Raw genomic sequence first — 13,621 nt, forward strand, 5'->3', positions numbered from 1 at the left:
GCTTCGCGCGGTGCCTCAGAAAGCCGGCTCCGGCGCCACATGCGAGCGCAAGCCGCTGAAGCGCGAAGCGAACGCCGCATCCTCCTCCAGGTCACCCAGCCAGTCGCCCAGCGAGCGGCCGTCCGCCTCCACCCGCCGCGCCATGCACAGCGGCCGCGACACCGCGTTGGCAACGCTGCCGAAGTCATCGCGGCCGCGCACCACCACCCGCAGGTCCTGGCCCAGCTCCAGCCGCAGCCGGCGTAGCGCCTCGTCCTCGTCCACGCCCACCAGCAGCACGGCGAAGGCATTGCGGCCGTCGCGGCAAGCCAGGCCGCGATGGCCGGCCAGCGACACCAGCCGCGTCCCCAGGGCGCGCCGCACGCATTGCGCCATCGCCGGGCCGCGCATCGCCTCGATGGCGTCGATGTCGTCGGCCACCACCAGCAGCAGCGTCAGGTCGCGCCCGCGACGGCATGCCGCGCGCAGCGCGACCCCGCCACGCAGCAGGAACTGCCGCCCGCTCAGCAGGCCCGCGGCGGGGCGGTGCGGCCCGGAGGCGGCCGGCCACAGCCGCCGCCACCACCCCAGCAGGGTGCTTCCCACGGTGTCTCCAGTCGTTCTTCGATCTCGTTCCATGCCGGGAAGTCTCCCCCGGAAGGGCTTCCGGAGCGCCCCCCACGGCGGGGAGGCCCGATAGACCCCAAACCCCCTCCACACGGGGGGGACTCCCGTCAGGCTCGGTGACTAAATTTCGGGCATCCCAAGGAGACATATGAGCACCGTGAACACCTCCCGCGCCGGCACCGCACCGGCCTTCGTGCCGGCCGCTTCGCTGGACCGCAGCCTGCACGTCGAACCGCTCACCTGCGCCATCGGCGCTCGCATCGACAACGTCAGCCTGGCCAGCGCCTCGCGCGACAAGGACCTCGCCGAGGAACTGCGCGCGCTGCTGGTCAAGCACAAGGTCCTGTTCTTCCGCAACCAGGACATCACCCGCGCCGAGCACGTGGCCTTCGCCCGCCACTTCGGCGAACTGGAGGACCATCCGGTGGCGGGCAGCGACCCCGACCATCCCGGGCTGGTGCGCATCTACAAGAGCGCCGACAACCCGCCGGACCGCTACGAAAACGCCTGGCACACCGATGCCACCTGGCGCGAGAAGCCGCCCTTCGGCTGCGTGCTGCGCTGCGTGGAACGCCCGCCGGTGGGCGGCGACACGATGTGGGCCAACATGGTGCTGGCCTACGAGAAGCTGCCGCAGGCCGTGAAGGAGCAGATCGCAGGCCTGCGTGCCCGCCACAGCATCGAGGCGAGCTTCGGCGCCGCGATGCCCGCCGACAGGCGCCTGGCGCTGCACGCGCAGTTCCCGGACGCCGAGCACCCGGTGGTGCGCACGCACCCGGACACGGGCGAGAAGATCCTGTTCGTGAACGCGTTCACCACGCACTTCACCAACTTCCACACGCCGGCCAACGTGCGCTACGGCCAGGACTACAACATGGGCGCCTCGGCGCTGCTGAACTACCTGATCGCGCAGGCCGCGATCCCCGAGTACCAGGTGCGCTGGCGCTGGGAACCGAACGACATGGCCATGTGGGACAACCGGTCCACGCAGCACTACGCCGTCATGGACTACCCGCCCTGCAACCGCAAGATGGAACGCGCCGGAATCATCGGCGAAGCCACGTACTGATTCACCTTCACCTTCACCAGACGAGACAACGCCCCATGAACTTCCTCGACGGCTCCCTCTTCCCCGAGAACCAGGACAAGCTGGTCATCACCGCAGCGCCTTACGGCCCCGAGTGGATCCCCTCCGACTTCCCCGAGGACATCCCGGTGCGGATGGAAGACCAGATCCAGAAGGCGGTGGACTGCTACAACGCCGGCGCCACCGTGCTGCACCTGCACGTGCGCGAGCTGGACGGCAAAGGCTCCAAGCGCCTGTCCAAGTTCAACGAGCTGATCGCCGGCGTGCGCAAGGCCGTGCCCGAGATGGTGATCCAGGTCGGCGGCTCGATCTCCTTCGCGCCCGAAAGCGACGGCGCCGCTGCCAAGTGGCTGTCCGACGACACGCGCCACATGCTGGCCGACCTCGACCCGAAGCCGGACCAGGTGACGGTGACGGTGAACACCTCGCAGATGAACGTGCTGGAGCAGATGGACGTCGAGGACATCGCCGGCACCTCGCTGGCGACGCCCGACGTCAACCGCGCCTACCGCGAGATGATCGTGCCGTCGAACCCGAGCTTCTTCGAGGAGCACGTGCGCCGCCTGACCAAGGCCGGCATCCAGAGCGCCTTCCAGTTCTACAACATCAACAGCTTCGAGACCGTGGAGCGCCTGATCCGGCGCGGCATTTACAAGGGCCCGCTGGTGTGCAACTGGGTCGCCATCGGCGGCGGCATGGACCAGCCGACGATCTACAGCCTGTCCAACTTCCTGCGCGCCATCCCCGACGGCACCATGCTGACGGTGGAAAGCAGCATGCGCAACGTGCTCCCCATCAACATGATGGGCATCGCGATGGGCCTGCACGTGCGCTGCGGCATCGAGGACAACCTCTGGAACCAGTCGCGCACCGAGAAGATGTCCACCGTCAAGCAGGTCGAGCAGCTGGTGCGCATGTCGCGCGAGTTCGGCCGCGAGATCGCCACCGGCAAGGAAGCGCGCGAGATCTGCAAGATCGGCGTGTTCTACGACACCGTGGAAGAAACGCTGGCGGCCAACGGCTTCGCGCCGAACCACAAGGGCCGGCAGCAGGGCTTCCTGCGCAAGGCGGCTTGAGCATGAGCCAGGGTTCCGCACTGCCGACGGTCCTGGTCGTCCCGGGGCTGCGCGACCACGTCGCGGAGCACTGGCAGACCTTGCTGGCCGCCCGCCTGCCGCGCGTTCGCGTCGTGCCGCCGATGGGGCGGGGCGACCTCGACTGCGCCAAGCGGGTGGAGGCCATCGAGCGCGAAGCCCAGTCCATCGAAGGGCCGATCGTCATCGTTGCCCACAGCGGCGGCGTGATCATGGTGGCCCACTGGGCGCAGCGGACGAAGCGCCCCGTGCTGGGCGCGCTGCTGGCCACGCCGCCCGACTTCGAGCGGCCCATGCCCGAGGGCTACCCGACGCTCGCCGACCTGAAGGACGGCGGCTGGTTGCCGGTGCCACGCACCCGGCTGCCTTTCATGAGCGTCGTTGCGGCCAGCCGCAACGACCCGCTCGCCGATACCAAGCGCGTGATGCAGCTGGCCCATGACTGGGGCAGCAGCGTGGTCGACCTGGGCGAGGTCGGCCACCTGAATCCCGCGTCCGGCTATGGCCCCTGGCCCGAAGCCGAACGCCTCATCGATGCATTGACGACGGCGGCGCTTTAGCGCGTAAGCCGTTACCAGGAGACAAGACATGGCCCATGCCATCCGCCTCTACGAGACCGGCGGTCCCGAAGTATTGCGCTACGAAAACGTCGACGTCGGCGCCCCCGGCCCCGGCCAGGCCCGCGTGCGCCACAGCTACGTGGCCGTCAACTTCATCGACATCTATTTCCGCACCGGCCGCTATCCGCTGTCCCTGCCCAACGGCCTCGGCTCCGACGCCGTCGGCGTGGTGGAGGAAGTGGGCCCCGGCGTCACCGAGGTGAAGCCCGGCGACCGCGTCGGCTACCTGCTGGGCCCGCAGGGCGCCTACTCGGACGTGCGTGTGATGCCGGCCGAAGTGCTGATCCCGATCCCGGATGCGGTGAGCGACAGCACGGCGTCGACGCTGATGATGAAGGGCATGACGGCGCAGTACCTGTTCCGCCAGGTCTACCCGCTGCACGGTGGCGAGACCATCCTGTACCACGCCGCCGCCGGCGGCGTCGGCCTGATCGCCTGCCAGTGGGCCAAGGCCCTGGGCGTGCGCATGATCGGCACCGTCAGCACCGACGCCAAGGCGGAGATCGCCAAGGCGGCCGGCTGCTCGGAAGTGATCGTCACCTCGCGTGAGGACATCGCCAAGCGCGTGCGCGAACTCACCGACGGCAAGGGCGTGCCGGTGGTCTACGACTCGGTCGGCAAGGACACGCTGATGGCCTCGCTGGACAGCCTGCAGCCGCGCGGCCACCTGGTGAGCAACGGCACCAGCTCCGGCCCCGTGGTCATCGACACCACGCTGCTGGCGGTGAAGGGCTCGATCTGGGTGACGCGCCCGGCGATGATCCACTACGCCACCCCGCGCGCCAAGATGCTGGAGATGGCCGACGAGCTGTTCGCGCTGGTCCAGGCCGGCAAGATCAGGAGCGAGCCGGGCCGCAGCTTCGCGCTGTCCGAAGCGGCGGAGGCCCATCGCGCCCTCGAATCGCGCCAGACCACGGGCGCCACGGTGCTGGTGCCATGAGCATGCAGCTGTCCTCCGTGGACGCGCGCCCGGCGGGCGCCGGCGGCGGCTACCTGTTCGGCCCCCGCGCCGCCTGGTTCGCCTTCGCGATGACCATCGCGCTGATGGTGGTCGACTACCTGGACCGCCAGGTGATCGTGTCCCTGTTCCCGCACATGAAGGCGGACTGGGGCTGGTCCGACGCCCAGCTGGGCGGCCTGGTCTCCGTCGTCTCGGTGACGGTGGCGCTGGGCGCCTTGCCGATCGCGCTGTTCGCCGACCGCGTGAGCCGCGTGAAAAGCATTGCCGCCATGGCCGGTGTCTGGAGCCTGGCGACGATCTCCTGCATGTTCACGCGCAACTATTCGCAGCTGCTCGCGGCGCGCGCGGTGGTGGGCATGGGCGAAGCCGGCTACGGCTCGGTGGGCGCGGCGCTGATCGCCAGCCACTTCCCGGCGCGCATGCGCGGGGCGCTGATGGCGGGCTTCTTCGCCTCCGCTTCCTTCGGCTCGGTGCTGGGCGTGATGCTCGGTGGCGTGATCGCGGCCCGCTGGGGCTGGCAGGCGGCCTTCGGCGTGGTCGGTGTTCCCGGCCTGGTGCTGGCGCTGCTGTACCTGAAGGTGCGCGACTACCGCACGGTGGCCCTGGCCCCCGCGCTGGAGCAGGTGACGCGCAGCACGCGTGACACCGCGCTGCACATCGCCAGGAAGCTGGCCAGCTCGCGCACCATGCTGTGGGTGTGCGTGGGCGCTGCCGCGCAGCTGGTGGTGGTGTCGGCGGTGTGGACCTGGATGCCCAGCTTCTTCAACCGCATGCACGGCTTCGCGCCGGAGCGCGCCAGCGTGCTGGCCGCCTGCGTGGTGCTGGCCGGCGCCGTCGGCAGCGTGGTCTGGGGCATGGTGGTGGACCGCTCGGGCCGGCACCAGCCGCGCCGCAAGCTGATGGTGATGGCGGGCCTGTGCCTGGTGGCGATGAGCGTGCTGCTGGCTGCCTTCGGCTGGGCCGGCGATGCGCCGCAGCTGCAAATGATTCTGATCGTCATCGGCGGCTTCGTCATGACCTGCACCGTCGGACCGGTGTCCGCCATCGTGATCGACGTGGTGCACCCCGGCGTGCGCGCCACCGGCGCCTCGGTGCTGGCGCTGATCCAGAACCTGTTCGGGCTGGCTGCCGGACCAGTCGTTGCCGGCTTGCTCTCCGACCACTGGGGACTGCAGGCGGCGCTGGCGACCACGCCCTTCTTTGCAATCCCCGCGGCGCTGTGCTTCGTGCTGGCTGCCCGTACCTACGAAGCCGACGCGGCCCGCGCCGGCGAGCAGCTGGAAGCCGCCGCCGCCCCGGGCGGGCTGGCCGCCGCCGGCGCCTGAAACCGAATCGAGGAAGACTGATATGAACGGATCCATGATGCAGCAGCCGCTGCTGGTCTCGTCGCTGCTGCGGCACGCCGAGCGCCACCACGGCGAGCAGGAAGTGGTGTCGCGCCGCGTCGAGGGCGACGTCCACCGCTACACCTTCGGCGAGCTGGCTTCGCGCAGCCGCCAACTGGCCAACGCCCTGCGTGTCCTCGGCGTCGAGTTCGGCGACCGCGTCGGCACCTTGGCCTGGAACGGCTACCGCCACATGGAGCTGTACTACGCGGTGTCCGGCTCGGGCGCCGTGCTGCACACGCTCAACCCGCGCCTGCACCCGGACCAGGTGGTCTGGATCGCCGACCACGCCGAAGACCAGGTCCTCTTCTTCGACCTGACCTTCCTGCCGCTGGTGGAAGCCGTGGCCAGCCGCGTGAAGACCATCAAGGCCTTCGTGCTGATGACGGACCGCGCGCGCATGCCGGCCAAGACCAGCGTGCCCAACCTGCTGTGCTACGAAGACCTGCTGGCCGCCCAGCCGGACCACTTCGACTGGCCCTCGTTCGACGAGAATACCGCCAGTTCGCTGTGCTACACCTCCGGCACCACGGGCAACCCGAAGGGCGCGCTGTACAGCCACCGCTCCACGCTGCTGCACACGTACGCGGTGGCGCTGCCCGATGCGATGAACGTGTCGGCACGCGAGGTGATCCTGCCGGTGGTGCCGATGTTCCACGTCAACGCCTGGGGCCTGCCCTATGCGGCGTGCATGACGGGCGCCAAGCTGGTGTTTCCCGGCCCCTTCCTGGACGGCAAGAATCTGCACGAACTGTTCGAGGCCGAAGGCGTGACCATGTCCGCCGGCGTGCCCACCGTGTGGCAAGGCCTGCTGGCCCACGTGGAAGCGAACAACCTGAAGTTCTCCACGATGCGCCGCACGATCATCGGCGGCTCGGCCTGCCCGCCGGCGATGATGCGCGCCTTCCAGGACCGCTACGACGTGCAGGTGACGCACGCCTGGGGCATGACCGAGATCAGCCCGCTGGGCACGGTCTGCGCGCTGAAGCCGAAGCAGCAGAAGCTGGACGGCGAGCAGCGTTTGGCGATCCAGGCCAAGCAGGGCCGCGCCGTGTTCGGCGTGGACATGAAGATCGTCGACGACGAGGGCAAGGAACTGCCGCGCGACGGCAAGGCCGCCGGCGAACTGCTGGTGCGCGGCCCCTGGATCATCGAGAAGTACTTCAAGGGCGAGGGCGGCCAGGTGCTAGTGGACGGCTGGTTCCCCACCGGCGACGTCTGCACCATCGACGCCGACGGCTTCATGCAGATCACCGACCGCAGCAAGGACGTCATCAAGTCCGGCGGCGAGTGGATCGGTTCGATCGACCTGGAGAACATCGCGATGGCGCACCCCTCGGTGGCCATGGCCGCGTGCATCGCCGCGCCGCACCCCAAGTGGGACGAGCGCCCGCTGCTGGTGGTGGTGAAGAAGGCCGGCGCCGAGGTGAGCCGCCACGACCTGCTGAAGTTCTACGACGGCAAGATCGCCAAGTGGTGGACGCCCGACGACGTGGTGTTCGTCGACGCGATCCCGCTGGGCGCCACGGGCAAGGTGCAGAAGAACAAGCTGCGCGACCAGTACCGCGACCACAAGCTGCCGGGCGCCTGAAGCCATGCTGCTGGTCCTGCGTTCCCACCCCGCGGCGGATCGGTTCCGCGAGCTCGCCCCCGGCGTGCTGGCCTGCGCCGTCGTCGGCGCCGCCTCCACCTTCCTGTCCGAGCACTACGGCGCGCCCGTGATGCTGTTCGCGCTGCTCCTCGGCATGGCGATGAACTTCCTGTCGGCCGAGGGCGCCTGCAAGCCGGGCATCGAGTTCACGGCGCGCCAGGTGCTGCGCATCGGCATCGCGCTGCTGGGCCTGCGCATCACGATGGGCCAGGTGGCGGCCCTGGGCTGGGGGCCGATCGCGATGGTGGTGCTGTCGGTGGCGCTGACGATCACGGTGTCGATCGTCGCGGCGCGCCTGATGGGCTTCCGCGGCCTGTTCGGCCTGCTGACCGGCGGCGCCACCGCGATCTGCGGTGCGTCCGCGGCGCTGGCGTTGTCGGCGGCACTGCCCGCGCATCCGCAGAAGGACCGCGCCACGCTGTTCACCGTGATCGGCGTGTCGGCATTGTCTACGCTGGCGATGGTGGCGTACCCGATGCTGGTGAAGTGGCTGGGCCTGGGCAATGTGCCGGCCGGCATCTTCCTGGGCGCCACCATCCACGACGTGGCGCAGGTGGTCGGCGCGGGCTACAGCCTGTCGCAGCAGACCGGCGACGTCGCCACGGTGGTGAAGCTGATGCGCGTGGCCATGCTGCTGCCGGTGATCCTGCTGGCGTCGCTGGCCGTGCGCGGCCAGCAGCCGGAAGGCGCCAAGCGGCCACCGCTGCTGCCTTGGTTCGCCGTGGCCTTCGCGCTGCTGGTGGTGGTCAACAGCACCGGCATCGTGCCGCCCAAGGTGCAGGCCGCCGGCAACGACGTGTCGCGCTGGTTCCTGGTGGCTTCCATCGCGGGCATCGGCATGAAGACGCAATTGAAGGAGCTGGTGACCGTGGGCCTGAAGCCCGTGCTCCTGATGGTCGGCGAGACCGTGTTCCTTGCCTGCCTGGCGCTGGCGCTGCTGCGCTGGCTTTCCTGAACCTGATTCGAAGAGAGATCCTTCCCATGACCTCGTTCCACGTCTCGCGTCGCGCCCTGCTGGCCGGCGCCGCCCTGGCCACCGTGTCCGCCTTCAGCCTGCCGGCGGCGGCGCAGGCCTATCCCACGAAGCCGATCCGCCTGGTGGTGGCCGGCCCGGCCGGCGGCAGCGCCGACCTGCTGGCGCGCCTGGTCGCCGAGCCGATGTCCAAGGAGCTGGGCCAGCCCATCGTCGTCGACAACAAGCTGGGCGCCGGCGGCGTCATCGCCGTCAACGACATCATCGGCTCGCCGCATGACGGCTACACGCTGATGGTGGGCGTGAGCTCCATCGTCGCCGAGGTGCCGCACATCATCAAGCTGAAGTTCGACCCGGCCAAGGAACTGCGCCCGCTGGCCGAACTGGGGCGCAGCGGCCTGGTGCTGGTGGCCAACCCTGCGGTGCCGGCGAAGAACCTGAAGGAGCTGGTGAGCTACGCCAAGGCCAAGCCGGGCCTGACCTATGCCTCCTACAGCCCGGGCTCGCTGTCGCACGTCGAAGGCCTGCTGCTGAACCAGGCTGCCGGCATCGAGCTGGTGCACGTCCCCTACAAGGGCTCCACGATGGCGCTGCAGGACGTGATGGGCGGCCACGTGCCGCTGATGTTCGACGGCGTGGCGACCTCGCTGCCGCTGATCAAGGGCGGCAAGATCAAGGCCTTCGCGGTCAGCTCGCCGGCGCGCCTGCCGCAGCTGCCTGACGTGCCGACCTTCAAGGAAGCCGGCTACCCGCAGCTGGAAGCGGTGGCGTGGATGGGCCTGTGGAGCGCGCCGGACGTCCCGGCCGCCGTGCAGCAGCGCGTGCGCGCCGCGGCGCTGAAGGCGCTGGCCGACCCGGCCACGCGCGCCAAGGTGCTGGACACCGGCTTCGAAGCCGGCCACCCGGTCAGCACGGAAGACATGCAGAAGAGCCTGCACGCGGACTACGAGCGCGTCGGTGGCGTGCTGCAGGCGATCGGATTCAAGCCTGAGTAACAAGGCCTCCAAGGTGAAGCTTCAGGGCCCCGCTTTGCGGGGCTTTTTTTCGTAGACACGGAACCGCGCGAAATCAAGCCGCGCAGGAGTTACGAGGAGCGCGCCCGGTTGGTCTTGCGGCCCGAGCCCCCGAGGGGCCCGGAGGGGAGCTGCCGCCTCGAGGCCATCTTCTTGCCTCCGCTGTGGAGCTTGTTGGCAGCGGCCCATGCCCGCGCCTCGGTCTCAGGACGGGCTACGCCTTTTTGGTCGCTTCCTTTCTCGATGGCGCCCGCTTGGCGCTTTGGCTGGTCGGTGGAGGTGGACTTGTCCCCTTTCGGCATGTCGGGCTCCTGGAGATGGACGTTCCCGCATGATGGCGCGCTGGCCGAGCACGCGGCGTCGGAGTGAAGGCTCTGTGCAGGAAGGGAATTCTCGCGCGCCGGGAGCATGAAGAGGCAGCATCCTGCGCGCCTATAGGGCGACTCCGACGCCGCCCGGACACAGCCCTTAAGATTCGAATCCGAAACGCAGGCGAAGGAACTGGATATGAACGCATCCATTGCGGTGGCGGCCGCCGCAACGCTCATTCTTGCCGCGTGCGCGTCCGCGCCGCCGCCGCCTGCGGCGTCGATCATGCCGTCGCCAACCGACAAGTACCTCTGTGAGAGCGGTACGAAACTTTCCGTCAGGCTGCTCGGCGAAGCCGCCGAAGTGAGCGTCGATGGCGCCGAGACCGTGTCACTTGCCGCGCTGGGTAACGACGGTACGACGTTCACCAACGGTCGCCAGACGCTGTTCGTCAAGCAAGGCGTGGTTTCCTGGGCGGTCGGGCGCATGGCAGCGGAGGCCTGCAAGCCGGGGTGAGGGTTGGCGCGGCAAGAGCGCGTGTCGATGCAGCACTGGCGTCACCTGCACTTGCTGCGGTTGCAGACTTTGCCGGGCGGGCTGCTTCGGGGCTGAGGTGGACGACGCATGCCTCTCTCGAGGCTTGAGGCGGATCTGCGTGTCAGACCAGCGGCCGACTGATCTTCTGCCTTGAATGGTGGCTCCGGACTGGGGGCGGTCGGTCGGGTTGGTGCTTGCCACCGTCGGCGGTTGCCGATATCCGACGTTCGGCGACGGGCGCGACGAGCGATCGCGATTGGCCGAACTCGGCCCTCGCGATACGACTCTTCTGCCCCAACTTCCGGCTGACATCCGTCCGCGCGCCCGGACCGCGAGCACGCCCGCGAGGCATAGCACGGCCACCGTTGTCTTCAGGTACGATGAAGGTCCATTGGCAGCTACGAAAGGAGGTGATATGTCTTCATTCTCTTGGTCCGAGAGGGACCTTCCCTACGTGATGTAGCCAGGTCTCGACCAGACCCGCGGGCGCTCCCACCTTTGTGGCAGCGCCCGCGTCATTTTGGGGTGCCCTTTCGCCGTCACCGCTGTTTTCGACCCGTCAGTGTCGTTCGCGACAATGCTGGCTGAGTACCCCAATGGCCGCATCGGAGCCGACACCGTGACGCCGGCGTCCAGCTTCGACCGGCCGCAACCGCTGCTAGGTTGATTTGTCCTGGGGATCGCTTGAGACTGGGGGCGGTCGGTCGGGTTGGGCCGCCCCGATGACGGCGACCGCCGATACCTGACATTGGCGGACTGATGCGGCGAGCGAGCGAGATTGGCAGGCAGCGGACGTAAAGGCGATCCGCTGGCCAGGGACGGGTCTGCTGCTAGGTGCCAGGCTGAAGCGGTAAGGAGGTCAGCGCAGAGAGTTGCGCAGCTTGAACGGGAAAGTGACGCCATTCGGATCATGGGAGGTGCATAGCCTGGTTCCGCTCCTGCGCGAGATCGTGGCCAAGCTCCATGTTTCGCTCACTGATTCGAGGCCGATCGCGCCAGGAATCTCCGCCATCGTGAACTCGATCTGTTTCAGCGCTGCCATGCCCAAGACCTGTATCACGTCAATGACGTCTCGCACGCCTTTACGCTCCTGCTCATTCGCGTAGGCGCGCAACTTCTTCCGGAAGGTTCCATCCGGTTTCCCTCGCATATCAAATCCAACAGCAGAACGTGTGTACGGCTTTGATGTTGCACGGACGGCGACTTGGTGGTGGACGCGCGCCGACGCTTTAATCGCGCGGACTGCCTCTTCGTCGAACTCGGGTACGAACTCCAAGCTGCTCGCTGAATAGTCTCGAACCAAGCTCATCGCCGTGTTTCCGATGAAGTTCCGCGTCCCCGGTATGGTTCCAATGCATAGCCATGGGAACTCCGTTGTTCGAGGATCATCAGGGAACTTCTTCGCCTCCTCCGCTGCGAATTCCGATGCGGTCTGCTGGTGGAGGACCGGCTCTCCGGATTCAGAAAGCACGAGGTCGAAGCGTACAAGCCGGCATCGGGTCGGCCCTTTTTGCAGCTTGACGTCACCGTAGATGACAAACGCAAAATCTGCCTCCGTTGTGACTCTTCCGAGCTGAGTGAGAGACCTAAAACGCTGACTCAGCCGGTTTCTGAGCGCATCAATCCGGCCTTCAGGCACAGCCTGCTGAATGAACCGGGCCACGTCGTCGAGGACGAACAGCAGCGTCCCGACGCTACCCGCCACTGAGATGAAAGAATTCTCAGTGGGAAAGATGGTTTTTTGAAAGCCGTCTTGATAGCCGTTGGTCAGCGTGATGCGAGTGTCTGATACAACGGCAATGCCGTCCGGATTCGCAGAGAAGGCCAAACAAAATGTCATTTCGGTTCTTGAAGTTTCCTCAGAGGTGGCGCAGTGGGGGCGTTTGGCGAAGCGCGGCTCGCTACCGAGCCATCGATTTTAGGGCTCAATGCATCGGGTCGAGACGCGGGTCGCATCCCCCTGGCAAGGCGACTTCCGGCCGATACCCGACGTTGGCGACGAGCGATCCCGATTGGCCGATTGCAGACATTGGTCACCGAACCCAATCCACATGCGCCGGATAAACTGCGCCGGCAACAGAGAAATCTGAATTCTCCGCAGCCCCACCGTGAACACCCAACCGCCTATCCCCAGCCCCTTGCCCCGCGAGTATGTTCAGCACCTCGCACGCCAGGGCTTTGACCTGATCGAAGTCCTGGGGCATGGCCTAAGCGGGAGCGTCTATGCGGCCGACCAGCGCAGTCTGCATCGAAAGGTGGCAGTGAAGTTCTTCGACAGTGCTTTCGTTCGCGACGACGCCGCAATGCAGAAGAGGTTCGTTCGGGAAGCCAAGCTGCTCGCCCGATTCCAGCACCCCAACATCCCCTACGTCCTAACTGAAGGCGTACTGGTCGCCGAGCACGGTCAAACACCCTACATGGTCATGGAATACGTTCATGGCCACACGCTACAGAAAGTCCTTCAAGAGAAGAAAACACTGGAGTTGAGAGCGGCAGTTGATGTTGCTGTTCAAGTGCTAGACGCTCTAGGTTACGCACACGCAAGTCAAATCGTTCACCGGGACGTTAAGCCGTCCAACATCATGATCGACGCCAGGGATCGCTGCTTCCTCATCGACTTCTCTATAGGCGTGAGCTTTTCGCCAACACAGAAAGGCGTTACACGGGCGACGACAAAAGGGGAAATGCTTGGCTCCCCACCTTACGCTTCGCCTGAACAGCTTCTGGATGCAGCGTCCGTCGATGCGCGAAGTGACCTTTTTGGCGTGGGTGTCATGCTGGTCGAGATGTTGACGGGAAGCCGCGATCTCACCAACTTGGCGCGCACATTGTCTACATTCCCGCGCGAGCTGGTGGCTGCCATAGAAAAGGCATGCGCAACCGATCCAAATGGGCGCCATAGCGGAGCAGACGACTTTATCCGCGCCATCGGACGAAAACATCACTCATTGCCACGCACTCTGGCGCCAGCGTTGGCCCTATGCACGAACACCAAGTGCCCTGACGCAAATTGGACGAGTCGCGGCTTCTACCGCGGGCCGCGTGTTATCAGGGACTCGACCAGCTCATACTGCACGAGTTGCGGCAAGTCGCTCACCTACTTATGCCGAAACTGTGGCTCCTCCGTGGGCGAGACCCCCTACTGCGGTGGATGCGGGGCGGAGGTTTTCAACATCCCTGAATGCAAGACATGCGGCTCGTGGCTTACTCGAGACTACATGGACTCGATGGGTGCAGCCGGATGCCTCAAGTGCAAGGACAAGCCGCGCCCACCTCGGCTCACCCCTTCTCCGTCGTCAGGCTTCGACGACATGGACGACGACATACCGTTCTAATTTTGGTGCCGGGAATCGCTAGATTCAAATGACGGCTTCTGACGCGCGGC

The 13,621-nt window shown here is 66.8% G+C and carries 12 protein-coding genes; 10 read left to right on the forward strand and 2 right to left on the reverse strand.

Annotated features, from left to right (window positions below; genetic code table 11):
• Window positions 1-15: 15 nt before the first annotated feature.
• Window positions 16-585, reverse strand: coding sequence for a nucleotidyl cyclase domain-containing protein (locus tag HHL11_RS10030; RefSeq protein WP_169418246.1), 570 nt, complete (start codon window positions 583-585; stop codon window positions 16-18).
• 241 nt (window positions 586-826) lie between these two features.
• On the opposite strand from HHL11_RS10030, the gene HHL11_RS10035 reads away from it, so the two are divergent.
• The 9 genes from HHL11_RS10035 (at window position 827) to HHL11_RS10075 (ending at window position 10,215) form a co-directional block, all read left to right on the forward strand.
• Window positions 827-1,675, forward strand: coding sequence for a TauD/TfdA dioxygenase family protein (locus HHL11_RS10035; protein ID WP_169419987.1), 849 nt, complete (start codon window positions 827-829; stop codon window positions 1,673-1,675).
• Between the two features lie 35 nt (window positions 1,676-1,710).
• A complete protein-coding gene (locus HHL11_RS10040) occupies window positions 1,711-2,769 on the forward strand; it encodes a beta-keto acid cleavage family enzyme (RefSeq protein ID WP_169418247.1) in 1,059 nt (352 codons plus the stop codon).
• A 2-nt stretch (window positions 2,770-2,771) separates the two neighbouring features.
• Entirely contained in the window at window positions 2,772-3,347 is a 576-nt protein-coding gene (locus HHL11_RS10045) for an RBBP9/YdeN family alpha/beta hydrolase (protein WP_169418248.1), read from the forward strand.
• A gap of 28 nt (window positions 3,348-3,375) precedes the next feature.
• Window positions 3,376-4,347: a quinone oxidoreductase family protein gene (locus HHL11_RS10050; RefSeq protein WP_169418249.1), complete on the forward strand. Its 972-nt coding sequence runs from the start codon at window positions 3,376-3,378 to the stop codon at window positions 4,345-4,347.
• Window positions 4,348-4,349: 2 nt separating this feature from the next.
• Window positions 4,350-5,693: an MFS transporter gene (locus tag HHL11_RS10055; RefSeq protein ID WP_169418250.1), complete on the forward strand. Its 1,344-nt coding sequence runs from the start codon at window positions 4,350-4,352 to the stop codon at window positions 5,691-5,693.
• 22 nt (window positions 5,694-5,715) lie between these two features.
• Window positions 5,716-7,344: a 3-(methylthio)propionyl-CoA ligase gene (locus tag HHL11_RS10060; RefSeq protein WP_169418251.1), complete on the forward strand. Its 1,629-nt coding sequence runs from the start codon at window positions 5,716-5,718 to the stop codon at window positions 7,342-7,344.
• A gap of 4 nt (window positions 7,345-7,348) precedes the next feature.
• Window positions 7,349-8,359: a YeiH family protein gene (locus HHL11_RS10065; protein WP_169418252.1), complete on the forward strand. Its 1,011-nt coding sequence runs from the start codon at window positions 7,349-7,351 to the stop codon at window positions 8,357-8,359.
• Between the two features lie 26 nt (window positions 8,360-8,385).
• Window positions 8,386-9,372 carry a Bug family tripartite tricarboxylate transporter substrate binding protein gene (locus HHL11_RS10070; RefSeq protein WP_169418253.1) on the forward strand — a complete coding sequence of 329 codons (987 nt, stop codon included), beginning with the start codon at window positions 8,386-8,388 and terminating at the stop codon, window positions 9,370-9,372.
• 525 nt (window positions 9,373-9,897) lie between these two features.
• A complete protein-coding gene (locus tag HHL11_RS10075; RefSeq protein WP_169418254.1) occupies window positions 9,898-10,215 on the forward strand; it encodes a hypothetical protein in 318 nt (105 codons plus the stop codon).
• 880 nt (window positions 10,216-11,095) lie between these two features.
• Here HHL11_RS10075 and HHL11_RS10080 read toward each other — a convergent pair.
• A complete protein-coding gene (locus HHL11_RS10080; protein ID WP_169418255.1) occupies window positions 11,096-12,076 on the reverse strand; it encodes a hypothetical protein in 981 nt (326 codons plus the stop codon).
• A gap of 268 nt (window positions 12,077-12,344) precedes the next feature.
• Here HHL11_RS10080 and HHL11_RS10085 point away from each other — a divergent pair, with 268 nt between their 5' ends.
• Complete coding sequence (locus tag HHL11_RS10085; RefSeq protein WP_169418256.1) at window positions 12,345-13,571, forward strand: protein kinase domain-containing protein; 1,227 nt, start codon at window positions 12,345-12,347, stop codon at window positions 13,569-13,571.
• The last annotated feature ends 50 nt before the right edge of the window (window positions 13,572-13,621 follow it).

It is taken from the genome of Ramlibacter agri (genome assembly GCF_012927085.1).
GTDB lineage: Bacteria > Pseudomonadota > Gammaproteobacteria > Burkholderiales > Burkholderiaceae_C > Ramlibacter > Ramlibacter agri.

What these genes read in the sequence shown, in the direction of transcription:
- HHL11_RS10040 (WP_169418247.1), top strand. Translation starts at nt 1,711, where the DNA reads ATGAACTTCCTCGACGGCTCCCTCTTCCCCGAGAACCAGGACAAGCTG.
- HHL11_RS10045 (WP_169418248.1), top strand. Translation starts at nt 2,772, where the DNA reads ATGAGCCAGGGTTCCGCACTGCCGACGGTCCTGGTCGTCCCGGGGCTG.
- HHL11_RS10050 (WP_169418249.1), top strand. Translation starts at nt 3,376, where the DNA reads ATGGCCCATGCCATCCGCCTCTACGAGACCGGCGGTCCCGAAGTATTG.
- HHL11_RS10055 (WP_169418250.1), top strand. Translation starts at nt 4,350, where the DNA reads ATGCAGCTGTCCTCCGTGGACGCGCGCCCGGCGGGCGCCGGCGGCGGC.
- HHL11_RS10060 (WP_169418251.1), top strand. Translation starts at nt 5,716, where the DNA reads ATGAACGGATCCATGATGCAGCAGCCGCTGCTGGTCTCGTCGCTGCTG.
- HHL11_RS10065 (WP_169418252.1), top strand. Translation starts at nt 7,349, where the DNA reads ATGCTGCTGGTCCTGCGTTCCCACCCCGCGGCGGATCGGTTCCGCGAG.
- HHL11_RS10070 (WP_169418253.1), top strand. Translation starts at nt 8,386, where the DNA reads ATGACCTCGTTCCACGTCTCGCGTCGCGCCCTGCTGGCCGGCGCCGCC.
- HHL11_RS10075 (WP_169418254.1), top strand. Translation starts at nt 9,898, where the DNA reads ATGAACGCATCCATTGCGGTGGCGGCCGCCGCAACGCTCATTCTTGCC.
- HHL11_RS10080 (WP_169418255.1), bottom strand. Translation starts at nt 12,076, where the DNA reads ATGACATTTTGTTTGGCCTTCTCTGCGAATCCGGACGGCATTGCCGTT.